Here is a 24890-nt window from a genome sequence, read left to right on the forward strand (position 1 = left end):
CCTCTACACTGAGCGGCATGCAGGTTCTGCTCGCACTGTTGGCGCTGGTTGTCGGAGGTCTTTATTTCACGGTAGGGCTGCGGCTGGGCGCCGTGACCATGATGCCCACCCAGATGTACGCCGCCAAGGGGGAAAGCACCTACAGCTTCCGTACCACTGAGCAGGGCAACCGGGTGGGGGTTTCGGGCACCTGCACGGCGACCAACGGCAGCGCCAATTTCTACATGCTGGGCGCAGATGGCGCCGTACAGCAAAGCGCCAGTTGCGTGCCCGGCCAGCCCTGGGCCATCAACCTGATGGCCGGCGGCCGCCCTGGTTTTTACCGGCTGAAGGTGGAATACAACAATTTCAGCGGCAAGATTGACGTGACCGAAAAGCGGGCCGGCGGCAACTACTAGTCTTGTGGGCCAGAGGTGGGCGGGGGCTGCTCCTGGCTTCCGCGCTGGCCCACCCGGCGCATCTTCCGGTTGGAGCGCTATGGTAGAGGGCAAATGCTGACTGTCGTAGAGCACCCTCTGATTAAGCACAAACTCTCCCTGATGCGCGACGAGCGCACTGGGGTCAAGGAATTCCGCGAACTGGCCGGCGAACTCAGCCTGTTGCTGGCTTACGAGGCCATGCGTGACCTGGAGACGGTACCGGTTCAGTTCTCCACGCCGGTCCAGAGTGGCGAATTTCCCATGCTCAGCGGCAAGAAGCTGGCACTGGTGGCCATCTTGCGGGCCGGGTTGGTGATGACTGAGGCCATCACCGACCTGATTCCGGCGGCCAAGGTGGGCCACATCGGCATGTACCGCGACCCCGAAACCTTGCAGCCGGTCGCCTACTATTCCAAGCTGCCCGAGGACATCGGCAGCCGCCGCGTGTTTCTGACCGACCCGATGCTGGCGACTGGCGGCAGCGCCGTGGCGGCCATCGACAAACTCAAGGAGATGGGTGCTGAGCGCATCACCCTGATGTGCATCCTGGCGGCGCCTGAGGGTATTGCCGTGATTAGGCAGGCACACCCCGACGTGGAAATCGTGACGGCTGCCGTGGACGAGTGCCTGAACGATCACGGCTACATCGTGCCCGGCCTGGGGGATGCGGGCGACCGAATCTACGGCACCAAGTAGGGACGCGTATGCTGGAGACCTTGCAGGGCCTGGCCGCCGACCTCGGAATTGCTGACCCGTTCGGGCGCGGCTTTCTCAGTGTCATCCTGACGTTTTTCACGGCGCTGGTCTTTACCTGGATGTTTATTCCCCGGCTGCTGAACTTCGCGCTGGAAAAGGGCTGGGCCGACCAGCCCAACGAGCGGCGGCTGAATGTCCGGCCGCTTCCCAATGCCGGGGGGCTGGCCATTTTCGCCGGCTTCGTGGTAAGCCTGGTGGTGGCCTGGGCCATGCGCCCCATCATCATTCAGGACGTGAGCATTCAGGTGCTGGCGATTCTGCTGGGTGGCTCGTGGCTGGTGCTGGTGGGCTTTATCGACGACCAGTTCGGCCTCTCGCCGCTGGTGCGGCTCCTGGTGCAGACCCTGGCGTCCGCCCTGCTGATGGTGAACGGCCTGATGATCGATTTCAATGCCATTCCCTTTTTCAGTGTGGTGCCTGATCACTTCAACGGCCCCCTCAGTGCGCTGGTCACCTGGCTGTGGGTGGTAGGCCTGACCAACGCGGTCAACCTGCTGGACGGAGTAGACGGCGTGGTGGGCGGCGTGGCTTTTGTGGCGAGCATGGTGCTGCTGGTCACGGCGGCGCAGTTCCCTGACCGGGCTGCCGCAGTCATTCTGCTGGCGGGCTTGGCAGGGGCCACCCTGGGCTACTTGCGGCACAATTTCAACCCCAGCCACATCATCATGGGCGACGCGGGCAGCACGCTGCTGGGCTTCACGCTGGCCTCTGTAAGCCTGCTGGGCACCGTCAAGGCCACCGCCTCGGCCAGTGTGCTGCTGCCGCTGCTGGTGCTGGCGCTGCCCATCATGGATACCACTCAGGTGGTGGTGGGCCGGCTGGCCCGCGGCATCCGCAATCCGCTGGCCCATCCCGACAAGACGCACATTCATCACCGCGTTCTGGCCCGCACCGCCAGCGCCCGCAAGACCGCCCTGACGCTCTGGGCGCTGGCGCTGTGCTTCGGCCTGCTGGGCATGGCCGCGCAGGGCGTGGAACCGGTGCCCATCGTGGTGACGGGGCTGGGCATCGCCGGGTTGCTGGTCGCCGTGGCCTACAGCCGCGTGCTGGCCCACCGGCGCGAGCTGGACACCCATCAGCCGCCCACCCATCAGGAGGACCAAAGATGACCCCCCGTATCGTGCTGGCCTTCGGCACCCGCCCTGAAGCGACCAAAATGGCCCCGGTGTACCGCGCCCTGCAGCGGCGCGGCGACCTGCAGGCGCTGATTCTCTCCACCGGGCAGCAGCGCGAGATGCTAGACAGCGCCATGAGCGTGTTCGGCCTGCGCGCCGACCTGGACCTGGAAGTGATGACCGACCGACAGACCCTGGCCGGGCTGACCGGCAAAATCGTGCCGCAGGCCGGCGAAAAGCTGCGCGAGCTGGGCGCGGACATGGTCCTGGTTCACGGCGATACCTCGACCAGCTTCTGCGTGGCGCTGAGTGCCTTTTACGAGGGAATTCCGGTGGGTCATGTGGAGGCGGGGCTGCGCTCGGGCGACCTGGGAGCTCCCTTTCCCGAAGAGGCCAACCGCTGCCTGACCGGCGTGCTGTCGGCGCTGGATTTCGCCCCCACAGCGGCCAGCCGCGCCAACCTGCTGCGCGAGGGCAAGGCCCCGGGCGGCATTTTCGTGACTGGGCAGACAGCGGTAGACGCGGTGCGTGAGGTGGCGGGCCGCCTGCCGCTGCGCCCCGAATGGCAGGCGCTCAGGGCGGCGGGGCAGCGGCTGGTCACCGTGACCATGCACCGCCGTGAGAACCTACCGCACATGCGCGAGATGGCGCGGGCGCTGGCGACGCTGGCCGCCGAGCATCCAGAGCACACCTTCATCTACCCGGTTCACCTGAACCCGGCCGTGCAAGAAGCCGTGCGCCCGGCACTGGAAGGGCAGCCCAACTTTGTCCTGACAGAGCCGCTGGACTACGCCGAGATGGCGCCGCTGATGGCTGCCAGCGACCTGCTGCTGACCGATTCTGGGGGGCTTCAGGAAGAGGGCGCGGCGCTGGGTGTGCCGGTGGCCGTGCTGCGTGACGTGACCGAGCGGCCCGAAGGATTGGAAGCCGGTGTCCTGCGCCTGGCCGGCACCGACCCGGCCCACATCCTGGCGCTGGGGCGCGAGCTGCTGGCGGGGGGCCCTGCCCTGGAGGCCATGCGCCGGGCAGCCAATCCCTACGGCGACGGACAGGCGGCCGGACGGATCGCGCAGGCGGTGGCCTGGCACTTCGGGCTGGCTGAACGCCCCGAAGATTGGCAGCTCTAGCATTGGCTCCGCTGATAAACGGCAGGCCGCTGGCGGTGGTCCTGAACCGCAGCGCCGGCAACGGACGTGCCGCCCGCGAGTGGCCCCGGCTGCGCGGGGAGCTGCATGCCTGGGGGGTGCAGTACCGGACCATCGAAAGCGGGACACCCGCTGAAGCTCTGGCCGCTGTCCGCGCCCTGCCCCCTGGCTGGGCAGTGGCGGCAGTGGGCGGCGACGGCACGGTGGCTTCGGTGCTGCCGGCAGTGATTGAACAAGAGCGGCCCCTGCTGGTGCTGCCTTTCGGCACCGGCAACGACTTCGCCGGAACGTTGGGCCTGCGGGCTGGGCAGTTCCGTGAAGTGCTGGCGGGTCTGGAAAACCCACCCCGGCGGGTGGATGCCCTACGGGTCCGCTACGGAAGCGGGCCAGGGACGGAGGCGTATTCGCTCAACGGCGCAGGCATGGGCTTCGATGCCCAGCTGACGGCCAATCTGCCGCTGGCTCCGGCCTGGACGCAGGGTGCGGCGCGGTACGTCTGGGCAGCACTGAGCACCCTGCGGGCCATGCAGCCGCAGCCGTGCCGCGTGCTGCTGGACGGTGCAGAGCTGTACAGCGGCCCCGCCATGCTCTGCTCGGTGATGAATGCCCGGACCCTGGGCGGCGGCTTTCAGTTCAACCCCGCCGCCGACCTGGCAGACGGCCGCCTGAACGTCGTGGTGGCGGGCGATGTACGCCGCCGTCAGGTGCCGCCGCTGATTGCGCGGGTCCGGGTAGGCCGGCATCTGGAGCATCCCGCAGTCCGCTACGCCGCCGGGCAGGTGGCGGAGCTGCACTGGGAGCAGCCGGTGCAGCTGCACGTGGACGGTGACCTCAGGGGCGAGCATATGTGGCTGCGGGCGGAAGTGTTGCCGGGGGCGGTGCAGCTCCTGAATGGGGCCAGCCGGTCGCTTCAGTCCTGAGTCGCCGCTTGCAGGGCGCTGAGCAGCTCGTGGGCATTGGCCAGCACGTACTGCGCTTCCTCCAAGTCAGGTGAGCCACCGGCCCGCAAGAGCACGCAGGGCACGCCGGCTTTCTGCGCAGCTTCCGCATCGAAGCGGGTATCGCCCACGAACAGGGCTTGCTGCGGCTGCACTCCAGCCTTGTTCAGGGCGGCTTGCAGGATGTCGGGTTCTGGCTTGGTCTGCTGCACCTCGTCCGAGCGGACCCGCAGGTCAATCAGGTCAGTGAGGCCAGCGTGCTCTAGCAAGGCTTCCACGATGTCGTCTTCGCCGCTGGAAGCCAGCACCACCGTCAGCCCTTGCCCCCGCGCCCATTCCAGCAGTTCACGGGCACCGGGCAGCACCTCCAGCCCGGCAATCAGCGGTTTGAAATGGTCCTGCCAGCCCTGCACCAGCGCCTCACCCAGCTCGCTGCTGTCGCTCTTGCCGGTCAGTTCGGGCACCAGCTGGTCGCCGCCCATGCCAATCAGCGGGCGCACCTCGCCCTGGTCACGGGTGATGTCCTGGTCGGCCAGGGCCTGCACCCATGCACGGGCGTGGGCGTCGTTGGAATCCACCAGGGTGCCGTCCAGGTCTACGAAAAGCGCCCGGAGGTCGGCGATGGTGGGGAGGGAAGGGCCTTGGGGGTTCAGTTGCATAGGGGGCAATCCTAGGGCATTCGCCTGAACGGCGCAGTGGGGTTTGTGTGGGTTGGACGGTTGGCAGCGTGGCTGTGTTGCGCTACGCCGAAAGGACCATCCCCAGCATGCCCGGGGAGGGTGCTGGGGATGTTGGGGCGGCTGCCCGGCGAAAGCGGCAGTGAGGCTTACTTCGCCACGATATTCAGAATACGGCCCGGCACATAAATCACCTTGACGATGTCTTTGCCTTCCCAGTGCTTGGCAATATCGGGGTTGGCCTGCGCCGCTGCCAGCGCCTCGTCCTGGCTGGCCGCCTTGCTAATTTCAATCTGGCCGCGCATCTTGCCGGTCACCTGCACGCCGATGGTGACGGTATCGCGCACGGCTGCCGATTCATCCACCTGCGGCCAGCTCTGCTCATGGACACTGCCCGCGCCGCCGCGCCCCTGCCAGACTTCCTCGGCAATGTGCGGGACGACCGGGGCCAGCATCAGGTTGAAGATATTCAGCGCTTCGTCCCAGGCGGGGCTGCCGTACAGGTCGCTGCGTCCGGCCCGCACCAACACGTTGGTCAGCTCCATCAGGGCCGCCACGATGGTGTTGAAGCTCATCCGCTCAAAGTCGCCGTTCACCTTGTTCAGCGTGGAGTGTACGGCGTAGCGCAGGTCGGCCTCGCTCACGTCCTCGCGGGGGCCGTCCGGCTGCCCGCCGAAGAACAGGCTCCAGACTCGCCCCAGCCACTTGGCCGGTCCATTAATACCTTTGGTGTCCCAGGGGCCGCCCAGTTCCCACGGGGCGATAAACATCAGGTAGGTGCGGACCGTATCAGCGCCGTACTCGGCCACCAGGTCGTCGGGGTCCACCACGTTGCCACGTGATTTGGACATTTTCTCGCCGTCTTCGCCCAGTACCATGCCCTGGTTGCGGACCCGGCGGAATGGCTCGTTCTGGTCGGTCAGGCCCATGTCGCGCATCACCTTGGTCCAGAAGCGCGAGTACAGCAGGTGCAAGATGGCGTGCTCAATGCCGCCGGTGTACAGGTCTACCGGCATCAGGCCGCGCTGCGCCGGGTCAAACGGTCCCCCGTCGTAGTCCGGCGACAGGTAGCGGTACATGTACCAACTGCTGTCCACAAAGGTGTCCATGGTGTCGGTGTCGCGCTCGGCGGGGCCGCCGCAGCACGGGCAGGTCGCCTTGACCCATTCGGTGTCCAGCTTCAGCGGACTCTGGCCGGTGGGGGTGAATTCCACATCGTCCGGCAGGCGCACAGGGAGCTGCTCGTCGGGCACCGGCTGTGGGCCGCATTTCTCGCAGTGGATGATGGGAATGGGCGTGCCCCAGTAGCGCTGCCGCCCCACCAGCCAGTCCCGCAGGCGGTAGGTGGTCTTGGCGCGGGCGATGCCCTGGGCTTCCAGACGCTCCACCACCTTCGCGATGCTGGCTTTGCCGCCGGGGAGGCCATCAAACTCGCCGGAATTCACAATCAGGCCCTCGCCGGTGTACGGCTCAGTGGGCTGCTCACCCATTCCTTCGCTGCCTTCAGCGCGGATAACTTCCTTGATGGGCAGGCCGAACGCCCGCGCAAAGGCGAAATCGCGCTCGTCGTGGGCGGGCACCGCCATGATGCTACCGGTGCCGTAAGTCACCAGTACATAGTCGGCCACCCAGATGGGGAGCGGCTCGCCGCTAATGGGGTGAGTGGCGTAGGAACCGGTAAATACGCCGGTCTTTTCGCCCTCCTGCTGGCGCTCCACGTCGGTCTTGCGGCCTGCGGCGGCCACATAAGCTTCCACCGCTGCACGCTGCTCGTCGGTGGTCAGCTCGGCCACTTTGGCGTGCTCGGGGGCCAACACCATGAAGGTGGCTCCCAGCAGGGTGTCGGGGCGGGTGGTAAAGACGGTTTCCGGGCCAGCGGGCGTGCTGAACGTCACTTCCGCGCCCACCGACTTGCCAATCCAGTTGGTCTGCATCAGCTGCACGCGCTCGGGCATGTCGGTGTCGCTGAAATCCAGCAGTTCGTCGGCGTAGTCGGTAATCTTGAGGTACCACTGGCTGAGGTTGCGCCGCTCTACCGGGGTGCCGCAGCGCTCGCAGGCCCCGCCCACCACCTGTTCGTTTGCCAGTACGGTCTGGTCCTTGGGGCACCAGTTCACCAGGCCGCCTTTTTTGTAGGCCAGCCCGCGCTTGAAAAACTGCGTAAAGAACCACTGGTTCCAGCGGTAGTACTCGGGGTCGGACGTGGCAAAGGAGCGGGTCCAGTCAATCATGGTGCCCATTCGCCCAAACTGCCCCTTCATGTGCGCGATGTTGTCGTAGGTCCAGCTCCGGGGGTTGACACCGCGCTTGATGGCGGCGTTCTCGGCAGGCAGTCCGAACGAATCGAAGCCCATCGGAAACAGCACGTTGTGGCCGCGCATCCGCATCCAGCGGGCGTGGGCGTCGGGGGCCACATTGGCGTACCAGTGCCCGATGTGCAAGTTGCCGCTGGGATAGGGAAACATGGTCAGGGCGTAGTGCTTCTCGCCGGGTGCCTGTGGGTCAAAAGTGTACAGGCCGCTCGCCTGCCAGGCCTCCTGCCATTTCTGCTCAATGGCGTGGGGGTTGTAGCGCTCCGAACGGGGTTCCTGGATATCGGGTCTGGTCATGCAAGGTTCTCCTGAGGGGGAAAGTACAAAAAAAGGCCCCGCCTGCATACACAAGCGGGACCCCGGCGGCTGAGCGGTGCTAGTCGCGGGGTCCCGGACGGCGTAGGGCAGAGCGGGTCACGCGCCCAGTGTACGGCATTTCGCAGCCTGGGGGCTACTCCTGCGCGGCGGGCGCAGCCTGCTCGACTGAATTTGTCTCCTCCGAGATGGCCTCATCTGAAGTCGTTTCATCCGAACTCATCTCATCTGGGTTCGTTTCAGCTGGACTGTCCTGGGTGGGGGCATCTTCGGCCGGAGCGGTGGTGGGGCCGTCTGCCGGAGCGGTCTCCGGGGCCGGTTCCTGCGCTCCATCCTGAGCACCGCTTTCACCGTCCGTGGCTACGCCGCTTGTGGCGGCCTCCTCCTGGGCTTGCTGCACGGTGGCGGGGTTGCCCACCGAGTAGCCGTCCGGCAGTTCTTCGGGCGGCAGGCCCCACATGGAGATGATGCCGGCCGACAGCTCCTGGAAGATAGGCGCGGCCAGCTGCGAACCCTGGAAGGTGCCGCTCTCTTCCTTGGCCCCGTGCACCATGACCGCGATGGTAATGCGGGGGTCTCCCGTCTGGCAGAAGCCGGCGTAGGTGGAGTTGTACTGGCCTTTCATGTAGCGGCCATCGTCGCCTACCATCTGGGCGGTGCCGGTCTTGCCGGCGCAGCTGTACCCGTTGATGCCGGCCGCGTGCCGGATGCCTTCCAGCGCAGTTTGCAGCATCGGCTTGATCTGGCGGGCCCGTGGGCCCAGCACCTCGCGCCGCTCGCCGTTGTCGTTGCCCTCGACCAGCTTGGGCGGAATGTACAGCCCGTCGTTGGCCAGCACGTTGTAGGCGGCGGCCAGCTGCAGGGTGGTGCCGCTCATGCCCTGGCCGAAGCCGCTGGTCGTCTCGACCAGGGCGTCCCACTTCTTCTCGCTCTGCAGGGTGCCGGTCTCGGTGCGGATGGGCCCCAGGTCCACCTTCTGCCCGTAGCCGTAAGCCAGCAGATAATCGCGCAGCCGCGTGCCCGGCAGCCGCTCCACGATGTGCGAGATGCCCACATTGCTGGAATAGCGCAGGATGCCGGTGGTGGTCAGCTTGGGCTCGTGGGGGACCGAGTCTCCGATGGTGCTGCCCGAGGACCGTTCGCCTACGTAGCGCCGCATAGGCGTGTCGAACACGGTATCGGGCGTGATGGCGCCCTCATTCAGCGCCGCCGCAACCGTCAGGCCCTTGATGGGTGACCCCGGTTCATAGACGTCCAGCAGGGGCCGGTTGCGCCAGTCGCTGGGCTGGTAGTCGCGCCAGTGGTTGGGGTCGAAGGGCGGATAGCTGGCGGCCGCCAGGATGCGCCCGGTGCGGGTTTCCAGCACGATGACCGAGCCGGAGTCGCCCCCAGATTTCGGAATACGCCGCGCCAGCGCCGCTTCGGCCTGCGCCTGAATACGTGGGTTCAGCGTCAGGGTGATGTCCTGGCCGCTTTCCAGCTGGGGGTTGTAGGCGTGTTCGATGCCTTCCAGGCCTTCTTCGGTGCCCATCATGCCGACCACTTGCCCAGCCAGCGCGCCCTGAGGGTAGACCCGCTGGCCGTCTGCCGAGCTGGCCAGCACGGTGCCGTCGGCCGCCAGAATCTCGCCGCGTCCCTGGACCACCGAGCGTGAAAGGCTGGTGGGCACCGACCATTCCAGCTGAGCGTAGCCCCAGGCCAGCCCCAGGAAAATCAGCGCCGCCAGAGTCTGAAGCAGCCGGGCACGCTTTCTGATTTTTACTTCCATGGCGCTTTCCTCCGCTGGTCAGTGGGGGGGACTCCGGGGCTCACGGGCTGACCAGCTTCTCTGGCGACGAATCCTCCGGGGTGGCTGGGCCGGGGCCCCACTGCCAGCGCAGTTTCAGGGGTGGGGGCGGCGCGGGCGGTGTGGGAGCCTCTACGCCAGACAGCTCGGCACTGCGCTTGAGTGAATCGGCAAAGCGCAGCATGCCCGCTTCCTCGGCCCAGGCGCTGATGCGGTTGGCACTGCCCAGGCTCTGCACTTCCAGCGAGAGGGCGTCGCGCTGCTTGACCAGTTCGGCCTGTGTGGTCTGGGCGTCGCGCAGCTCGGGCCGAATGGCCGCGGTAGAGACCCTCAGGCCGACCAGCACCACGCTGAGCAGCGCCCACACCCCCAGCAGCCGCAGGGCGCGGCGGCGCCACAGGACGTCATCGGCCCAGCGCGGGCGAGCGGCGGGCTGAGCCGCCATCATGGCCTGGGTGGCCGTCATGGTCTGGGCAGCAGGAGACTGCACCCTGCGGCCTTCCTCGGCCACCTGTCCCTGTCCGGGCAGGGCAGTCATGCCTTCACCTCCGGGCGCACGGCCTCGGCCGACCGCAACTTGGCGCTGCGCGAGCGGGGGTTGGCCGCCTGCTCCTCCTCGCTCGCCACGGCGGGACGCTTGGTCAATGGGCGCAGCCGTTCACTGCCCAGCAGGAACCGCTTGACGATGCGGTCTTCCAGCGAGTGAAAGGAAATTACGCCCAGCCGCCCACCGGGGGCCAGCAGCGCCTCGGCCGCCTGCAGCCCCTCACGCAGTGCGCCCAGTTCGTCGTTCACGGCGATGCGCAGGGCCTGGAAGGTGCGCCGCGCCGGGTGAATGCCCCTCACGAAGCCGGGATACGCCCGCTTGATGATGTCGGCCAGCTCAGTGGTGGTCTCAATGGGAGCGCTTTGCCGCGCCGCCACGATGGCCCGCGCCAGCCGCCGCGAGTGCTTTTCTTCGCCGTATTCGTAAATCAGGGCAGCCAGCTCGGCTTCTTCCAGGTCGTTGACCAGGTCGGCGGCGCTGGGGCCGCTCTGGCTCATGCGCATGTCGAGCGCTGCCTCGCTGTGGTAGGAAAACCCGCGCTCCACATCGTCCAGCTGAAACGAGCTGACCCCGATATCCAGCAGAATGCCGTCCACTTGCGTGACACCGATGCCGGCCAGCAGCGTCTGCATGTCGCGGAAGTTGCCGCGCACGGTCCGCAGGCCGGCCAGCCCCTCGGCCTCCACGCGGCTTAGGGCATAGGGGTCCTGGTCGATTCCGATCACGGTGGCTCCGCGCTCCAGCAGCATCCGGGTGTGGCCGGCACCGCCCAGCGTGCCGTCCACAATCAAGCGGCCCGGCGCGGGGGCCAGGGCGTCCATCACCTCCTGCGGCAAGACGGGCAGGTGGCTGAGGGTGGGGGTGTGGGGTACGGCTTCCTGGGTCATGGGGTCATCCGGTGGGAAAAGAGAAGAGAGGGCGAAGAGAAGCGGAGGAGCAAAGAAGTCTAGACGGTCAGGGTCTGGAGCAGGGCGGTGGGGGGGGCGGCGTCGCTGAAGGTTCCGGCAATGGCGGCGTTCCAACGTTCGGGATTCCAGAGTTCCAGCCGGCCAGGGGCGCCCACCACCACCGCCTGAGTGTCCAGCGCGGCGAACTGCCGCAGCGTGAGCGGCACACCGATGCGCGACTGACCGTCCAACCGGGCCTTGGACGCCCCCGAGTAGAAGAAGCGCACGAACGCCCGCGCCCCGGCGTCGGTCAGGGGAAGGCCTTCCAGCTGCTCTTCTACCCGCCGCCAGCCGGCCAGAGGGAAGATATACAGGCAGCCTTCCATGCCCCGGGTCAGAATCAGGCCATCCTCCACGAACTCGCGGAAAGGCGGTGGCATGACCAGCCGGCCTTTTTCGTCGAGGTTGTAGGGATATTCGCCGTACGGCATGTTCGCTTCTCCAGTGCAGCCGGGCTGCGGGCACACGCCCAAGCTGCCGACAGTGTAGCAACCTGTTTCCCCGGATTACCACCGTTTCCCACCTGTCTCCACTTTTTGGGGTCCCAGGTGGTCTTTTTCCCCACTCTGCCTTGCCCTGGCCTATACGGCGCTCACTTTATGGGCCAAGCTTCCACCCGAGTGCGGGCCAGGCAGCGGCCCTCGGCAGCCGGCCTGAAGTGGCGCGCACCGCGCTCAGTCGGGTCAGCGGCCGGCTGCCCGGCTTCTCGCTGTCAGCGCTGGGCCAGAGTGCTCTGCAGCCAGCGGCCCAGCAGGTCCAGGGCAGCCGGGTCCAGGGTGGTGGGAATGGCTGCGTATTCCTGCGGCAGGCCGGTGCGGGCAGGTTGTAGCAGGTGGTTCAGCCCGCTCAGCTCGTGTACCTCGCTACCGGGAGCCTGCAGCAGCTCACGCATGCGGGCCGCGCCGGCCGCCGGTGGCACCTGCAGGTCCCGCGCTCCCAACAGGGCCAGGGTGGGCACCTGGCTGGCCTGCAGCGCCGGGCGTGGGTCGTAGGTCAGGAAATCCTGCAGATAGGGCGAGCGGACAAAGGCTCTGGAGTAGAGCCAGGCCTGCTCGATTTCGCTGCTGGGCAGCGGCACTTGCAGCTCGCCCACCCGGTGGTTTTGCAGGGCCTGCGCCTGCAGCGTGGCGCGGGCTTCTATCTCGGCGCTGCTCAGGCCCTGGGCACTCAGCTGGGTGCGCAGCTGCAAGTCGAGCAGCTCGCGGCCCGGCACGGCAGGACTGCCGAGCAGCACCATAAAGGCAGGGGCTGGCCGCAGGGCCTGTGCGCCCAGAGCGGCCAGTGAGCCGCCTTCCGAGTGGCCGATCAGGCCCACCGCGTCAGGGCGGACCGAGTCATGCCGGCGCAGAAAAGTAGTGGCCGCCTGCACATCGCCGGCCAGGTCGCGGTAGTGGGCGCTATACAGGTCGCCGTCCGAGGCGCCGGTGCCCCGGTCGTCCAGCCGCAGGACCACGAAGCCCCGGCGGGTGAGCCAGTCGGCCAGGACCAGGAAGGGGCGGTGCCCGTGCAGGGTAGAGTCGCGGTCCTGCGGGCCACTGCCGCTGAGCAGCAGCGCTGCGGGAAACGGGCCCGGCCCCGGCGGCAGCGTCAGGGTGCCGCGCAGGGCCACGGCGCCCTCACCCCACACAGTCACTTCCTGGCTGCGGTACGGCAAAGGACCGCGTGGTTCCTGAGGCCGGGGCGGCAGGGTGACGGCGCCCGGCCACAGCGTCAGCGGGGAGCTGAATCCGCCCTGCCGGAAAGTGCCGCGCAGCACGGCAGCTTCGCCGCTGCGGGCCAGTTGCAGCTGGGGCTGGCCTGGCCAGTGGTCCAGCCGTATGGTCAGCGTCCCTGCAGCGTTGCGCACCACCGGCACCGGCACCCCCCGGATCCCCTGGTCGGGGAGCCACAGCTCGGCGCCATTGCCGCGCAGATTCAGGCCCACCGGTACTTCGCGGCCACGTTGCAGCAGGCTGCCGTGCCAGGTGTTGGCTGCATATGGGGCCGTGCCAGCGGCTGGGGCTGCTGCGGCGACCTGACCGGAAGCGGTCGGCGAAGAAAGTGAAGGCGTAGTTGCCTGCGCGGCCGCAGTGGCCGGCAGGCTGGAAGCCAGGGCGGCCAGCAGGGGAAGCAGAACTCTAGACATGGTGGTAGGGCATGCGGCTGAACCGCGCATTTTTGGTGGGGGAAACCCGAGCAGCCTGGCAAAGGTGCGAAGCGGAGCGGGCGCTCTGGTGGGAGGTTGCGAAATGGGGCACGGTGTAGAGCAGGGGCGTCAAGGCACGCGGGGGGAAGAGGACCGGCTGGCCCTTCATCATCCCCCCGCGCCATTCGCTCCGTATTGTACCCCCTGGCATGCTGGCCGGGAGAACGTCTGCACCCTGAACCAGCAGCTTAGGCCAGCAGCCTAGGCCGGCTGGGCCAGCGCCCGGCTCAGCCGCGTGAGCGCTTCACGCAGCACCGGGCGCGAGGTGGCGAAGTTCAGCCGCACGCAGCCCTGGTACTGCTCCGCTTCTTCCGGCACGGTAAAGGTCGCGCCGTCGTTGAGCGCCACGCCCTGCTCTACCAGGTACTGCTGCATACGGTGCGCCTTGGGATGAGCGCGGAGGTCCAGCCAGGCCAGATACGTCGCTTCGGGAGCGTGGAAGCGCACCAGTGGCTCGTTCTCGGCCCATTCCCGAATCAGGTCGCGGTTGCCGGTCAGGTAGTCCAGTACCTCGTCCAGCCAGGGCTGAGCATGGGTCAGGGCCAGCTCCCAGGCGCTGACATTAAAAGCGTGCGGCTGTCCCAGCAGGCCGCCCACAGCGCTCTGTACCCGGGCCAGCAGCTGCGGGTTGCGGCTGATCATCGCCCCGCAGCCGATGCCTGCGATGTTGTAGCTTTTGCCGGGGCCGGTCAGCACCACGGTCCGCCCCTCGGCGGCTGGCAGCGACGCGAACGACCGGAACTCCGGTGCGCCGGGGTGGCGCAGGTCAGCATGCAGCTCGTCCGAGCATACGGTCAGGTCGCGGCGCTCAGCCAGCTCGGCCAGGCGGGTCAGCTCGTCCAGGGTCCACACGCGCCCGCTGGGATTGTGCGGATGGCACAGCAGCAGCAGCCGGGTGTCCGGGGTGATGGCCGCTTCCAAGGCGTCCCAGTCAATCTGCCAGCGCTCCCCGTCATCTTGCAGCGGGGCGCTGCGCCACACCCGGCCCTGAGTCTGCACTGCCATGTGGAATGGGGGATAGGTCGGGGTGAGGGCCACCACGCCTTCGCCAGGAGCCGTGAAGGCAGCCACGGCGGCGTACAGCCCCGGCACCACGGCGGGCATCAGGCGGATATGCTCGCCGGTCAGGTCCGGCACGCCCTGCTCGGCCAGGCGGCGAATCAGCAGCGCCTTGAGCGGCACGGCCGCGCCCGTCACGTCGCTGTAGCCCAGCGGGTTCTGCAGCCGCTCGGTCAGGGCGCGGCGCAGGTCTTCCGAAACGGGCAGGTCCATGTCGGCAATCCAAAGGGCCAGGGCGTCCGGCGGATAGGTGTTCCATTTCAGGCTGACCGGGTGCCGGAAGCTGCCAGCGTCCAGGTCGTCGAAGCGGTGTGGAGCGAGGGTGGTTGAAGCCATGCCCCATGATAGGTGGCCCGGGAGCCCCGGCGGGTACACTGAGGCCCATGATTGCGATTATCGGCGCGATGGACGAGGAGATTGTGCTGCTGCGGGACCTGCTCGAAGAGCGCAGCGAGGAAACGGTGCTGGGCGTAACCCTGTACCGGGGCCTGCTGGAAGGCGTGCCGGTCCTGCTGACCCAGGGCGGCATCGGCAAGGTCAACGCTGCCAAAACCGCCACCGTGCTGCTGCTGCAGGGAGCCAGCAGCGTGATTTTTACCGGCGTGGCCGGCGGCGTGCATCCCGCCCTGAAAGTGGGCGACCTGGTGGTCAGCACCGACCTGATTCAGCACGATGTGGACGTGACGCCGCTGGGCTACGACCCCGGCACCGTTCCCGGCGAACCGGCCAGCTGGCCCGCCGATGTCCACCTGCGCGACCTGGCCCTGACCGCTGCCGGAGCGGTGAGCGCCGTGCAGGTGTACGAGGGCCGGGTGGCCAGCGGCGACCAGTTCATCGCCTCGGCCGAGGGATCGGCCCGCCTGCACGAGCTGGGCGCCCACTGTGCCGAAATGGAGGGCGCGGCAGTGGCCCAGGTGTGCGCCTCGGCGGGAGTGCCGTTCGTGGTCATTCGGGCCATCAGCGACACCGCCGACCACGATGCCAAAGTGGATTACCGCACGTTCTTCCCGCAGGTCGCCCAGCACGCGGGCGCGGTGGTGCGCGGCATGGTGCGCCGCCTGGGAGCCGAGCAGCGCTTTGCCCGTGGGGGCTGAACCGCTGCAGGCCGGTCGCGGGCGTCCCCGGCTGCTGCTGGAGCACCCGGACTTCTACGCCCTGCACAAGCCGGCGCTGTGGCTGACCCATCCGGTGCGCTCACATGGCAGCAGCCGCGTCCCGGACGTGGTGAGCTTCTGGCAGAGCGAAACCGGCGAAAGCAGCCTGGGGCCTCCGCACCGGCTGGACCGCGAAACCTCCGGTCTGCTGCTGCTCAGCCGCGACTCCGAATCGGCGCGGCGTTTCTTCGTGCTGTTCGGGCAGCGCCTGGTCGCCAAAACCTACCGGGCCATCGTGCGCGGGGTGCCGGCCTGGACCGACTATGAACTAGACGCCCCGCTGGGCGAACTGGGCCTGGGCGGCGGCAACCGGGTCATCATGCGTCAGGGGGTGGTGCCGGATGGCCGCCCGGCAGTCACGGCTTTCCGGGTGCTGGAGCGCCGCGCCGGGCACACGCTGATAGAAGCCCGCCCCCGCACCGGGCGGCTGCACCAGATTCGTGCCCACCTCTATCACCTCGGCCTGCCACTGGTGGGCGACAAGATTTACGGTCCCGAGCGCGACGCCTTTTTGGAGTTCCGCGAAACAGGCCAGACCCCGGAGCTTACTCGCCGCCTGGGGATGGCCCGGCAGGCGCTGCACGCCGCCAGCCTGCATTTCCCCTGGGACGGGGCGCAGGTGCGGCTGCACGACCCACTGCCGGCGGATATGCAGGCGTTCTGGGACGGGCTGGAGCAGGCCGGCCGCTGACAGGGCAGGCCCGCTGCTGCTTGCCCCCTTCAGCCGCGCCTGACCGCCACTGTCCGCGGCAGCACGCAGCGCCGCTGCTACAATCCATGCTGTGTCTAAGCCGACGATTCAGCTGATTCCTGCCACCGACCCCCAGGCCTACAACGATGTGGTGGCCACCATGCCCCTGAGCAGTCCGCTGCAGGGCTGGGGCTACGGCGAGGCGCGGCGGGTGCTGGGGCAGCAGCCGGAGCGTTACCTGCTGCAGCGTGCCGGAGAGACAGTAGGAGCCGTGCAGCTGATTCGCAAGCGGCTGATTCCCGGATTCTCCACCCTGTATGCCCCGCGTGGCCCGGCCATTTTGGATACCGACCTGCTGCCGGAATTCGGCCAGGCCGTGCAGGCGGTGCGCCGGCCGACCGATACCCTCCTCAAAATCGAGCCGCCGCTGATGCTGCCCGCGAATGAGGGCGACGGCAACATCCCGCCGCAGTTCGGCCCCTTCATGCGTTCGGCCACTGAGCAGCCTGAGCACACCATCATCAAGCGGCTGGATGCCAGCGAAAAAGACCTGTTCGCCGGCCTGCATTCCATGGCCCGCCGCAATGTCCGCGCCGCTGAGAAGCGCGGCGTGGTGGCGCAGCGCGACACCGACTTTGAAGGGTTCTGGGAAATCTTTACGGCCACCAACGAGCGGGCCAAGCTGGGCGCTTTCCCCCGCGCCTACTACGAGACCATGCTGAGTGAAGGGAGCAAGTACGGCGGCGAAAGCTACCTGCTGCTCTCGCGCCACGAGGGCCGCGCCCTGGCCGGCGGCTTTTTCCTGGCCCTGGGCGACACCACCTGCTACCTGTACGGCGGCAGCGTCCGCGACGACCGCCCGACCGCCGACGGCTCGCCCCGCAAGGACGCCAAGGCCCCCGATGCCTTTTACTGGAACGCCCTGCTGGACGCGCAGCGGCACGGCTACCGGGTCTTCGACTTCTGGGGCATTCCCCGCGAACTGGACGAATCCAAGCACTCCTACGGCGTGTTCAAGATGAAGCTGAAGTTCTCAGAGGAGCGCGTCTGGTTCCCCGCCTATGACCTGCCGCTGAATGCCGCCGCTCCTGCCATCGTCAAGGCACTGCGCTGGCGCAAGACGCAGAACAACCTCCGCAAGCGCGGCACTGCTGACGACGTTCTTTAAGGGGGCAGGGGTCCATCTTCCCCGTGGGCTGGGCCGGGCCGTGGGGTCCTGTTTCCCGGATCACCTCGTAGGGACTGGCAAAGCTGCATAGCCGAACACTGCTCTGAAACCGCCGGACCCACCCGGTTTGGACCGCAGCGGCAAAGGCCCCGCCTCCTCTGTAAGGGGCGGGGCCTTTGCTGCAAAGCTGGAACTTATTGGGCAGCTTCCTGCATGAAGCTGATGGTGTAGGTGCCTTTGCTCTCACCGTTGTAGCTGGCGGCGGCCACGAAGTATTCACCGTCGCTGGGCACCTTGAAGGTCACCAGCGAGTCCTGGCTGGTGAAGTCGTCGTTGCTGGCCAGCAGCTGACCCTGGGCGTTGAACAGGCCCAGCACCAGGTCAGGGATGCCGCTTCCGTGCGCCAGGGTATCGATCACCAGGGTCTGGCCTGCGCGGGCACTCAGGCGGAACGTGTCCACATCGGCGTTGGTCGCCAGGGTGGCTTCGTAAGCTTCGCCTACAGCGGCTGCAGTGGCCTTGGTCCAGTCCACACCGCTGAAGGTCTCGCCACTCACGCGGCCGGCTTCGTTCTGTTCGGGGGCCACACCCTTCCACTGGGTGACGCCCAGCAGATAGGTGTTGAAGGCGCCGCCGACTCCCTCGTCGGTCACTTCTATCAGGTACTCACCGCTCGCCGGCACCTGGAACTTGAGTGCGGCGTCGCGCAGGCCGCTGCGGAAGCTGGTGTTGGCGGCCAGCTCGGTGCCGCTGGCGGCCAGCACGCGCAGTTTCAGGTTGGGCGACCCCAGCAGGGTCTGGGTGTTGACGAACGCCGTCTCGCCGGCCTGAGCGCTGAAGCGGTACAGGTCGGTGTCGCGCTCGCTCATCACGGCTTCTACGGCCTGGCCGTAAGCGATAGGCGTGGCCTGACCTGCGGCATTGTTTGGCTCGTAAGGGTCGGCGGGCAGTTCCACGTCCAGCGGCACACCGGCCTGGTCGCCCAGGGTGCGCCGCTCGCCCGGTGCCAGGCTGACCCTTGCCACGCTGCTGCCGGGAGTGATGCCGGTCAGGATGGGGCGGGGGCCGGAAGCGAACAGCTGGTAGTCGCCCGCGTCGATTTCATAGAAGCTGGCGTGGCCCGAAGAGTACACGAACTCGCCTGCCGAAGACTGGCCGTACAGCAGCTGGTCGGGGCGGCGCTCGGAGCCCTTGAGGGTCACGCCCACCAGCGGAATGCCCACACTGGGGTCCGACTGCGCCACAAAGCGCATGTCTAGGCTGGCGCCCTTTTCCACCCGGTTGGGAGCGTCGTTCAGGGCCATATCCACAGCGCGGTCAGCCCGGACCACGCCGTAGCCCAGGTCGGTGGTGTAGCCGCCCGTGGGGCTGTAGGCGGTGTCTTCCAGAATGTGGCGCACCTGCGCAGGAGTCAGGTTGACCGGGCCGCCTTTCATGGCCGCCGACAGAATCAGGGCGGCGGCACCGGCCGTCGCAGGGCCTGCAAACGAGGTGCCGTTCACATAGGCGTAGTTGTTCTCGCTGGGGTCGGCCGTATGCACGCGGGTGCCGGGCACCCAGATATTTTCGCCGGGGGCCGCCACGCTGAGATGGCCGCCACGGTTGGAAAAGGTGGTGCGGGTATCGGTCGCGGTGGTGGCCGCCACCGACACCACGCCGGGCACCCACGCCGCCGAGCCGGAGCCTGCCGTGGGGGTGTTGCCAGCCGAAGTCACGAAGACCACGCCGTGCTGCAGCACGAACTGAATACCTTCGCGCAGAATCTGCGAGTAGTTGTCGCCGCCGAACGAGTAGTTCAGCACGTCCACGTATCCCTTATGCCCGGCCGGGGTGTCCCCGTCACCGGCCTCGCCGGCCACTTTGCCGTCGGGGCCGGTCACGGACCACACGAAGGCGTTGGCTGAATCCCAGTACGAAGCGCCCGAATCGCTGTGGGTGATGGTCAGCGGAACGACTTTGGCGTCCGGGGCCACGCCCGCGCCGCCGATACCGTTGTTGCCCACGGCGGCAGCGGTGCCGGCCACCCAGGTGCCGTGTTCTCCCACGCCGTCATGGGGCGTCTCGGGGGTAATCAGGGCCTTGTTGGGGGCGTCGAAACCGGGGTAAGCCATGTTGGCCGCCAGGTCGGGGTGGTGCCGGTCAATGTCCTCGTCGGCCACGCCGATGCGGACCCCTTTACCGGTGGACTTTTTCCAGGCTTCCTCGGCCTTCATGTTGCGCAGGAACCACTGGTAGCCGATTTCCGGGTCGTTCAGGCCGCCGTACATGCTCTGGGCGCCCAGCGGGTTGCTGCTCTGGGGGCTGGCCGGGCGGGTCGCCACATAGTTGGGCTCGGCGTAGCGCACCAGTGGGCTGGACCGCAGCAGGCCGGCAGCCTTGGCAAGGGCTTGTCCGGTGGGCAGTTCCAGCAGCGCCGCATTCAGCCGGGGGCTGACGTCCACCACGCGGGCGCCCAGCAGGGCCGCCACTTCGTCAGCGGAAGCGCCGGCCTGTAGGCCCACAATCAGCTGACGCTCGATGTGGTCGCCGCTGATCACAGGGGCCGCAGGCTGGCCCGCGCTGGGTTGGCCTGCACCCGGTTGGGCGGGAACAGTGGTCTGGCTACCGCAGCTGGCCAGCAGCAGCGACAGGCCCAGGCCGGCACCGAAGAGACTCAAGCGGGGCTGATTCAGGCGGGATTTCATTGGGTTCCTCCGGTCACGAATTCGCTCACAGGAGCCGAGCGCACACTCTGCGAGGGGCTGGCAAACAGGCCGAAGACATTGAAGTAGTCGGCGGCGATGGCGACAGCGCTGCCATCCCCGTTCATCGTGACCGAAGCCACTTGCCACTCGTAGGCATGGTTGGGCTGTAGCGTAGGCGTCAGGGCGCTGCCGTCGAAGTTGTAGACGGCACTCTGCCCGTTCGGCACCGTTTTGCTGCGCCAGGTGGTGGTGTAGCTCTCGGCCTGCACACGGTCGGTCACGATGACGCTGGTCAGGGTGCGGTCGCTCTGGCCGGTGCCGGTCCAGGTGAAGGTGGGTGTCAGGCTCACGCCGGTCTGGGCCTGGGCGGGGCTGTTCAGCTGCACGGTGTAGCGGCCCAGCGGGGTCACACTGGCGCTGGCGGATTCGGCGCTGCCCGCGTCACTGACAGCCAGGACCTTGTAGTGGGTCTGCCGCCCGGCAGTCAGCTGCGGGCTGGTGTCGCGCATCAGGTAGCGGCCGGTGCCGGCGGCCACGGCACTTGGCGCGGCCGAGAACACTTTGCTGTAGGTGGTGCCGTCAAAGGAACGCCACAGCTCGAAAGCACGCGGCTTGGCTTCGGCGGGATACTCGAAGCGTACATCCACCCACAGCGAAGCGTCGCGGGGCGCGGCCTGGGGAGTCAGGCTGTCGCCCAGTCCTAGGGCCTGGAGGCCCAGACTCTGCACCTGCGCCGACAGGCGGGCCTGCTGGGCGGGGGTCAGGCTCTGCGGTCCGAAGGTCAGGTTGTCGCCGTAGGTCACGGCGCGGGGCATCACTTTGGTGGGAGCCACCACGGCCGCCATGTTCTTCTCGCTGGTTACGTTCAGTGGCTGAATCAGGTGCACGCGGTTGCCGTTCAGGTCGTAGGCCACCACATGCAGGTTCACTTTGCCCTGAAAGGCCGCCAGTTCGGCCGCCGTAAAGGTCAGAGAGGTGGTCTGGCTGCGGGGGTCACCGTACAGCTCGCGGACCGTGCCGGCGTTCAGATAGCCGCTGGTGCCGCCTGCCACTTCAATGCTGGCAATCCCGGTCTTGAAGGTGTTCATCTCAGGGCGGTCCACCTTCACCGTGACGCCGAAAGTCACGTCGCTGCCGAAAGTGTTCACGGTTTCGCCGGGCGCGACCGGCTTCCAGGCGTCCGGGTTGGCGGGGTCGCCGCGCAGCACGGTCAGGCTGATTTCCGGTGCCTTGGTGGTCGCTGTAGCGTCAAAGACCGGACGCAGGATTTCCTCCAGCTCGGTGGTTTCGGCGGTGTTCAGGCCCACCACGCGGGTGCTGGCATGGCCGGCCTTGCTGATGGTCACTTCGGTCAGGCCCTTGGGAGCGGTGACGGTAAAGCGCCCGTCGGCGTCGGTCTGAGCCGTGCCGCCGCCCTTCACGGTCACGGCGGCGCCATCGGCAGCCTCCTGGGCGCGGCCCTCGGCCACAGCTCCAGTCAAGGTGACCATTTCTACCCCGGGGACTTCAGGGGCAGGTTTGGGCGGGGTGCCGCCGCCACACGCGCTTAGGGCTGCGGTCAGGCTCAGGGCCAGTACTGCATATTTTTTCTGCATACCTCTCCTTTTTGTAACGTGAATGCTCTCTGACTTTAGCATGTGCAGAAGTGAAATTGGGTTAAGGATGCCCAAAGTGCAATCCGGGAAAAGTTACAATTTTTGGCCAGGGCCCCATGAGGACAGGTGATAGACAACTTACCTGCCGGTCAACTAGCCTGAGAGGCATGGAGAATGTTTATTACCCTTTGCTGACTGCCCACAACTGGGTTCGCTGGCTGGTCCTGCTGACCGGCATTTGGGCGCTGGTCAATGCCTTTATGGGCGTGCGTTCCCGTGGCCCCATGACCTCCCGCGCTCCCTTTTCGGCCTTCATGGGCAGCATTCACCTGCAAGTGCTGCTGGGCCTGGGTCTCTTCGCCATCATGGGGATGAACGGCATGGCTCCCTTCCCCGACGGCCCCCGCTCCAGCTTTGGCTGGGAGCACCTGGGCCTGGGCCTGATTGCCGCTGTTTTCGCCACCATGGCGAACCGCGCCGCCAAAGCCCCTGCCCGCGCTGCCCCCGTGTACGTGGCGGACGGCACCCCGGCTCCCGGTCCTACGCCCACCACCGTTAGCGACGACATCACCCGCTGGCGCAGCGCCCTGTTCTGGACCTTCCTGACCTGGGTTCCCCTGCTGCTGGCCATGCCCTGGTGGCGCCCCGTCCTGCGCATGCTGGGCACCGAGTAACCCTGAACCCATAAAAAAAGGCCCCCGGTGAAGGGGGCTTTTTTCGTGGGTGGTAAAGCTCAGGCAGTGGTGCAGCTTTCCAGTACGGGGAAATCGTAAGAGTTCCATTTAATGTCACTAACCCCAGTGGCTGTACCAAGCTCTACGTAGCTTTTAACACGTACTGGTGTAGTAATAGGGTTAACAGTGATTGATTGCGGGGCCACTCCGCCGTTGAGAGTGAAAGTCGCTGTACCAGTGCCACCGGTAGGATTCACGTTGTAGTAAGCAACAGGCTTAGACTCTTTCTGACCACGCGCCCACAACTGCACCTGAGTTACGCCGGCTCCCCAACTCACGTTAGCCTGCACAGTAGTCGGACGGTCATTACAAATTACGTAAGTGCCCGCCTTCAAAATGATGTTGTTATTAATATCCTTCACGTCGGAGCGCAGCTGCCAGTTCGTGGTAGGAGCGCCTTCAATGGTGCTGGTGCCACCACCGCAGCTGGCGAGCACACCGGTCAAACCCAGGGCCATCAATGCAATTTTTTTCATAGGGCCAGCATGCTCCTCCAACCTGACGCTTAAGTGATTGGGCATTTAAGCAACGTGAGGAATATTCAAATGTGAGAATGTTTCCCAAGAGTTCACCACCTGTGTCTCCCGGCGTTTTAGGGTGTGAGCATGATGAAGTCTATAAAGCTCTTGGTTCTGCTGGTGCCTGTGATGCTGGCGGGCTGCTCGGTGCTGGGCAGCGGGCAGGCGCCGTATTCGCCGCTGGAAGCCCGCTACAGCGGCAGCTATGAGGGCATCCTGAAGGGCCTGACCGGCGAGTCGGCGGCGCGGCTGGTGCTGGACGTGTCGGAAAAAGACGGCAGCGCGGCCGGCGTGCTGACCAATCTGCGTAGCAACAAGAGCTACACCTTCAGCGGCGAATTTATCCCGGTGGGGGAGGGCGGCTCGCTGAGTGCGCGGCTGTTCGAGAAAGGCAACCGCCACGCCGCCAACCTGACCGCCAACTTGGGCCTCAGCGGCGGTGCAGCGCAGGTGCAGGGACAGGTGCGGACCGTGCTGCTGGGCCAGGAACTGATGAACTTTGACCTGACCCTGCGGCGGGTGGCCCAGCCTGTGCCCCAGGGTCAGGCCGCTGTGTCTGCGGACCCGCTGAGTGTGCCGCTCCGCCCCTGAGGGGCCCTACGCCAAAAGTTCCAGGCGCTAAGATGGAGCTCTTGCCGGCACCTGCCCAGCTCTGGGCGGTGGCCGGCGCGGTGCGGCCCCGGAATCCATCCGGTCAGCCCTGAGGAGAGAAGAACTGTGAAAGCTCATGTAGTCACGTACGGCTGCCAGATGAACGAGTACGACACGCACCTGGTGCAGTCGCAGCTTGTCAGCCTGGGCGCCGACATGGTCGAGGACATAGACAGCGCCGATTTCGTGCTGCTGAACACCTGCGCGGTGCGCGGCAAGCCGGTGGACAAAGTGCGCTCCGTGCTGGGCGAACTGCGCAAGGAAAAGGCGAAGCGCCCGCTGGTGGTGGGCATGATGGGCTGCCTCGCGCAGCTGGAAGAAGGCCAGCAGATTGCCCGCAAGTTCGAGGTGGATGTGCTGATAGGCCCCGGCAGCCTGCTGGATATCGGCAAGGCGCTCGAAAGCAACGAGCGCTTCTGGGCGCTGAACTTCCGCGACGAGCTGCACGGGCACATTCCGCCCGCCCCGCAGGGCAAGTTGCAGGCTCACCTGACCATCATGCGGGGCTGCGACCACCACTGCACCTACTGCATTGTGCCCACCACGCGGGGGCCGCAGGTCAGCCGCTCGCCCGACGACATCCTGCGCGAGCTGGACATGCAGCTGGCCGCCGGCGTGCGCGAGGTGACCCTGCTGGGCCAGAACGTGAACGCCTACGGGGTGGACCAGGGCGCCCGCCTGGCCGGGTATCCCAGCTTCGCCGACCTGCTGCGGATGGTGGGCGCCAGCGGCATCGAGCGCATCAAGTTCACCACCTCGCACCCTATGAACTTCACCGAAGACGTGGCCCAGGCGATGGCCGAAACGCCCGCCGTGTGCGAGTTTATCCACTTGCCGGTGCAGAGCGGCTCGGACCGGGTGCTGCGCCGCATGGCCCGCGAGTACAACCGCGAGAAATACCTCACCCACATCGAGCAAATCCGTCGGCACATGCCCGACGCCGTGCTGTACACCGACATCATCGTGGGCTTTCCCGGCGAGACGGAAGAGGACTTCCAGCAGACCCTGGACCTGTACGACGAGGTGGGCTACGACAGCGCCTACATGTTCATCTACTCGGCCCGCCCCGGCACGCCCAGCTACAAGCACTTCACCGACCTGCCCCGCGAGGTCAAGACCGAGCGGCTGCAGCGCCTGATTGCCAAGCAAAAAGACTGGAGCGCCCGGCGCTTCGCCGCCAAGGTGGGCACGGTGCAGGAAGTGCTGGTGCGCGGCGACGCCTACAGCCCCGGCTTCCTGGAAGGCCACACGCGCGGCCAGCACCCCACCGTGGTGCCCAAAGCCGTGGGCGCGGAGGGAGCCGGCATTTACCAGGTCCGCATCAACCACGCCACCCCGCACATGCTCTACGGCCAGGTGGTGGACGCCCAGGGCCGCCCGCTGGAAGAACTGCCGCAATGGACGCCAGAAGCGGCGGCGCTGAGCAGTCCTCTGCAAATGCTGTGAACGTCTGAGGGCCCAACAGTCTAAGCGTCGAAGGGAAGAGGAGAAAAG

General features: G+C 66.8%; 22 protein-coding genes. 11 read left to right on the forward strand and 11 right to left on the reverse strand.

Going from position 1 to position 24890, the window contains the following annotated elements; all coding sequences use genetic code 11:
- The first annotated feature begins 17 nt into the window (after positions 1-17).
- From DEIPR_RS04605 to DEIPR_RS04625, 5 genes are all read left to right on the forward strand, one after another.
- Positions 18-398 carry a hypothetical protein gene (locus DEIPR_RS04605; protein ID WP_013614667.1) on the forward strand — a complete coding sequence of 127 codons (381 nt, stop codon included), beginning with the start codon at positions 18-20 and terminating at the stop codon, positions 396-398.
- A gap of 93 nt (positions 399-491) precedes the next feature.
- Positions 492-1115 (forward strand): uracil phosphoribosyltransferase, encoded by a 624-nt coding sequence (gene upp, locus DEIPR_RS04610; RefSeq protein ID WP_013614668.1) that lies wholly within the window; start codon positions 492-494, stop codon positions 1113-1115.
- A gap of 8 nt (positions 1116-1123) precedes the next feature.
- On the forward strand, positions 1124-2284 hold the full coding sequence (locus tag DEIPR_RS04615) for an MraY family glycosyltransferase (protein ID WP_013614669.1): 1161 nt from the start codon (positions 1124-1126) through the stop codon (positions 2282-2284).
- Positions 2281-3417: a non-hydrolyzing UDP-N-acetylglucosamine 2-epimerase gene (wecB, locus tag DEIPR_RS04620; RefSeq protein WP_013614670.1), complete on the forward strand. Its 1137-nt coding sequence runs from the start codon at positions 2281-2283 to the stop codon at positions 3415-3417. Before DEIPR_RS04615 ends, wecB begins: the two co-directional genes overlap by 4 nt.
- Before the next feature lie 2 nt (positions 3418-3419).
- Positions 3420-4355: a diacylglycerol/lipid kinase family protein gene (locus DEIPR_RS04625; RefSeq protein ID WP_013614671.1), complete on the forward strand. Its 936-nt coding sequence runs from the start codon at positions 3420-3422 to the stop codon at positions 4353-4355.
- Here the strand turns inward: DEIPR_RS04625 and DEIPR_RS04630 are convergent.
- The 8 genes from DEIPR_RS04630 to DEIPR_RS04665 all read right to left on the reverse strand — a co-directional run bounded on the left by DEIPR_RS04630 (position 4346) and on the right by DEIPR_RS04665 (position 14537).
- Positions 4346-5032 carry an HAD family hydrolase gene (locus tag DEIPR_RS04630; protein WP_013614672.1) on the reverse strand — a complete coding sequence of 229 codons (687 nt, stop codon included), beginning with the start codon at positions 5030-5032 and terminating at the stop codon, positions 4346-4348. The genes DEIPR_RS04625 and DEIPR_RS04630 overlap by 10 nt on opposite strands.
- A 167-nt stretch (positions 5033-5199) precedes the next feature.
- On the reverse strand, positions 5200-7659 hold the full coding sequence (leuS, locus tag DEIPR_RS04635) for a leucine--tRNA ligase (protein ID WP_013614673.1): 2460 nt from the start codon (positions 7657-7659) through the stop codon (positions 5200-5202).
- A 154-nt stretch (positions 7660-7813) separates the two neighbouring features.
- A complete protein-coding gene (locus DEIPR_RS04640) occupies positions 7814-9445 on the reverse strand; it encodes a peptidoglycan D,D-transpeptidase FtsI family protein (RefSeq protein WP_013614674.1) in 1632 nt (543 codons plus the stop codon).
- A gap of 40 nt (positions 9446-9485) precedes the next feature.
- On the reverse strand, positions 9486-10001 hold the full coding sequence (locus tag DEIPR_RS04645; protein ID WP_013614675.1) for a hypothetical protein: 516 nt from the start codon (positions 9999-10001) through the stop codon (positions 9486-9488).
- Positions 9998-10897 (reverse strand): 16S rRNA (cytosine(1402)-N(4))-methyltransferase RsmH, encoded by a 900-nt coding sequence (gene rsmH, locus DEIPR_RS04650; RefSeq protein WP_013614676.1) that lies wholly within the window; start codon positions 10895-10897, stop codon positions 9998-10000. Before rsmH ends, DEIPR_RS04645 begins: the two co-directional genes overlap by 4 nt.
- A 59-nt stretch (positions 10898-10956) precedes the next feature.
- Positions 10957-11388 carry a division/cell wall cluster transcriptional repressor MraZ gene (mraZ, locus tag DEIPR_RS04655; RefSeq protein WP_013614677.1) on the reverse strand — a complete coding sequence of 144 codons (432 nt, stop codon included), beginning with the start codon at positions 11386-11388 and terminating at the stop codon, positions 10957-10959.
- A gap of 281 nt (positions 11389-11669) precedes the next feature.
- A complete protein-coding gene (locus tag DEIPR_RS04660; protein WP_013614678.1) occupies positions 11670-13082 on the reverse strand; it encodes an alpha/beta hydrolase family protein in 1413 nt (470 codons plus the stop codon).
- Between the two features lie 261 nt (positions 13083-13343).
- Complete coding sequence (locus tag DEIPR_RS04665; protein ID WP_013614679.1) at positions 13344-14537, reverse strand: MalY/PatB family protein; 1194 nt, start codon at positions 14535-14537, stop codon at positions 13344-13346.
- Between the two features lie 47 nt (positions 14538-14584).
- Between DEIPR_RS04665 and DEIPR_RS04670 the strand changes: the two genes are divergently transcribed.
- The 3 genes from DEIPR_RS04670 (at position 14585) to DEIPR_RS04680 (ending at position 17214) form a co-directional block, all read left to right on the forward strand.
- Positions 14585-15295 (forward strand): 5'-methylthioadenosine/adenosylhomocysteine nucleosidase, encoded by a 711-nt coding sequence (locus DEIPR_RS04670; protein ID WP_013614680.1) that lies wholly within the window; start codon positions 14585-14587, stop codon positions 15293-15295.
- On the forward strand, positions 15285-16046 hold the full coding sequence (locus DEIPR_RS04675; RefSeq protein WP_013614681.1) for an RluA family pseudouridine synthase: 762 nt from the start codon (positions 15285-15287) through the stop codon (positions 16044-16046). The genes DEIPR_RS04670 and DEIPR_RS04675 overlap by 11 nt, the downstream gene beginning before the upstream one ends.
- A 91-nt stretch (positions 16047-16137) precedes the next feature.
- Positions 16138-17214, forward strand: a complete 1077-nt coding sequence (locus DEIPR_RS04680; RefSeq protein ID WP_013614682.1) for a lipid II:glycine glycyltransferase FemX — start codon at positions 16138-16140, stop codon at positions 17212-17214.
- A gap of 194 nt (positions 17215-17408) precedes the next feature.
- On the opposite strand, the gene DEIPR_RS04685 is transcribed toward DEIPR_RS04680, so the two are convergent.
- The gene (locus DEIPR_RS04685; RefSeq protein WP_013614683.1) at positions 17409-19898 is read right to left on the reverse strand and encodes a S8 family serine peptidase; all 2490 of its coding nucleotides are present in this window, start codon (positions 19896-19898) and stop codon (positions 17409-17411) included.
- Positions 19895-21493, reverse strand: coding sequence for a peptidase associated/transthyretin-like domain-containing protein (locus tag DEIPR_RS04690; protein ID WP_013614684.1), 1599 nt, complete (start codon positions 21491-21493; stop codon positions 19895-19897). Before DEIPR_RS04690 ends, DEIPR_RS04685 begins: the two co-directional genes overlap by 4 nt.
- A 167-nt stretch (positions 21494-21660) precedes the next feature.
- Between DEIPR_RS04690 and DEIPR_RS04695 the strand changes: the two genes are divergently transcribed.
- Complete coding sequence (locus tag DEIPR_RS04695) at positions 21661-22167, forward strand: hypothetical protein (RefSeq protein WP_013614685.1); 507 nt, start codon at positions 21661-21663, stop codon at positions 22165-22167.
- Positions 22168-22226: 59 nt separating this feature from the next.
- Here DEIPR_RS04695 and DEIPR_RS13885 read toward each other — a convergent pair whose 3' ends face one another.
- The gene (locus tag DEIPR_RS13885; protein WP_013614686.1) at positions 22227-22703 is read right to left on the reverse strand and encodes a hypothetical protein; all 477 of its coding nucleotides are present in this window, start codon (positions 22701-22703) and stop codon (positions 22227-22229) included.
- A gap of 129 nt (positions 22704-22832) precedes the next feature.
- Between DEIPR_RS13885 and DEIPR_RS04700 the strand changes: the two genes are divergently transcribed.
- The gene (locus DEIPR_RS04700; RefSeq protein ID WP_049775073.1) at positions 22833-23336 is read left to right on the forward strand and encodes a hypothetical protein; all 504 of its coding nucleotides are present in this window, start codon (positions 22833-22835) and stop codon (positions 23334-23336) included.
- Positions 23337-23462: 126 nt separating this feature from the next.
- Positions 23463-24842: a tRNA (N6-isopentenyl adenosine(37)-C2)-methylthiotransferase MiaB gene (miaB, locus tag DEIPR_RS04705; RefSeq protein WP_013614688.1), complete on the forward strand. Its 1380-nt coding sequence runs from the start codon at positions 23463-23465 to the stop codon at positions 24840-24842.
- Positions 24843-24890 lie beyond the last annotated feature (48 nt).

Origin of the sequence: Deinococcus proteolyticus MRP, assembly GCF_000190555.1 — a bacterium.
Classification (GTDB): domain Bacteria; phylum Deinococcota; class Deinococci; order Deinococcales; family Deinococcaceae; genus Deinococcus; species Deinococcus proteolyticus.

Excerpts from the sequence above, each read along its gene's own strand:
- wecB (WP_013614670.1), top strand. The coding sequence starts at position 2,281 with ATGACCCCCCGTATCGTGCTGGCCTTCGGCACCCGCCCTGAAGCGACC.
- DEIPR_RS04685 (WP_013614683.1), bottom strand. The coding sequence starts at position 19,898 with ATGAAATCCCGCCTGAATCAGCCCCGCTTGAGTCTCTTCGGTGCCGGC.
- DEIPR_RS04630 (WP_013614672.1), bottom strand. The coding sequence starts at position 5,032 with ATGCAACTGAACCCCCAAGGCCCTTCCCTCCCCACCATCGCCGACCTC.
- DEIPR_RS04615 (WP_013614669.1), top strand. The coding sequence starts at position 1,124 with ATGCTGGAGACCTTGCAGGGCCTGGCCGCCGACCTCGGAATTGCTGAC.
- DEIPR_RS04700 (WP_049775073.1), top strand. The coding sequence starts at position 22,833 with ATGATGAAGTCTATAAAGCTCTTGGTTCTGCTGGTGCCTGTGATGCTG.
- DEIPR_RS04695 (WP_013614685.1), top strand. The coding sequence starts at position 21,661 with ATGGAGAATGTTTATTACCCTTTGCTGACTGCCCACAACTGGGTTCGC.
- DEIPR_RS04660 (WP_013614678.1), bottom strand. The coding sequence starts at position 13,082 with ATGTCTAGAGTTCTGCTTCCCCTGCTGGCCGCCCTGGCTTCCAGCCTG.
- DEIPR_RS04645 (WP_013614675.1), bottom strand. The coding sequence starts at position 10,001 with ATGACTGCCCTGCCCGGACAGGGACAGGTGGCCGAGGAAGGCCGCAGG.
- DEIPR_RS04670 (WP_013614680.1), top strand. The coding sequence starts at position 14,585 with ATGATTGCGATTATCGGCGCGATGGACGAGGAGATTGTGCTGCTGCGG.
- DEIPR_RS13885 (WP_013614686.1), bottom strand. The coding sequence starts at position 22,703 with ATGAAAAAAATTGCATTGATGGCCCTGGGTTTGACCGGTGTGCTCGCC.
- DEIPR_RS04605 (WP_013614667.1), top strand. The coding sequence starts at position 18 with ATGCAGGTTCTGCTCGCACTGTTGGCGCTGGTTGTCGGAGGTCTTTAT.
- upp (WP_013614668.1), top strand. The coding sequence starts at position 492 with ATGCTGACTGTCGTAGAGCACCCTCTGATTAAGCACAAACTCTCCCTG.
- rsmH (WP_013614676.1), bottom strand. The coding sequence starts at position 10,897 with ATGACCCAGGAAGCCGTACCCCACACCCCCACCCTCAGCCACCTGCCC.
- leuS (WP_013614673.1), bottom strand. The coding sequence starts at position 7,659 with ATGACCAGACCCGATATCCAGGAACCCCGTTCGGAGCGCTACAACCCC.
- DEIPR_RS04640 (WP_013614674.1), bottom strand. The coding sequence starts at position 9,445 with ATGGAAGTAAAAATCAGAAAGCGTGCCCGGCTGCTTCAGACTCTGGCG.
- mraZ (WP_013614677.1), bottom strand. The coding sequence starts at position 11,388 with ATGCCGTACGGCGAATATCCCTACAACCTCGACGAAAAAGGCCGGCTG.
- DEIPR_RS04690 (WP_013614684.1), bottom strand. The coding sequence starts at position 21,493 with ATGCAGAAAAAATATGCAGTACTGGCCCTGAGCCTGACCGCAGCCCTA.
- DEIPR_RS04665 (WP_013614679.1), bottom strand. The coding sequence starts at position 14,537 with ATGGCTTCAACCACCCTCGCTCCACACCGCTTCGACGACCTGGACGCT.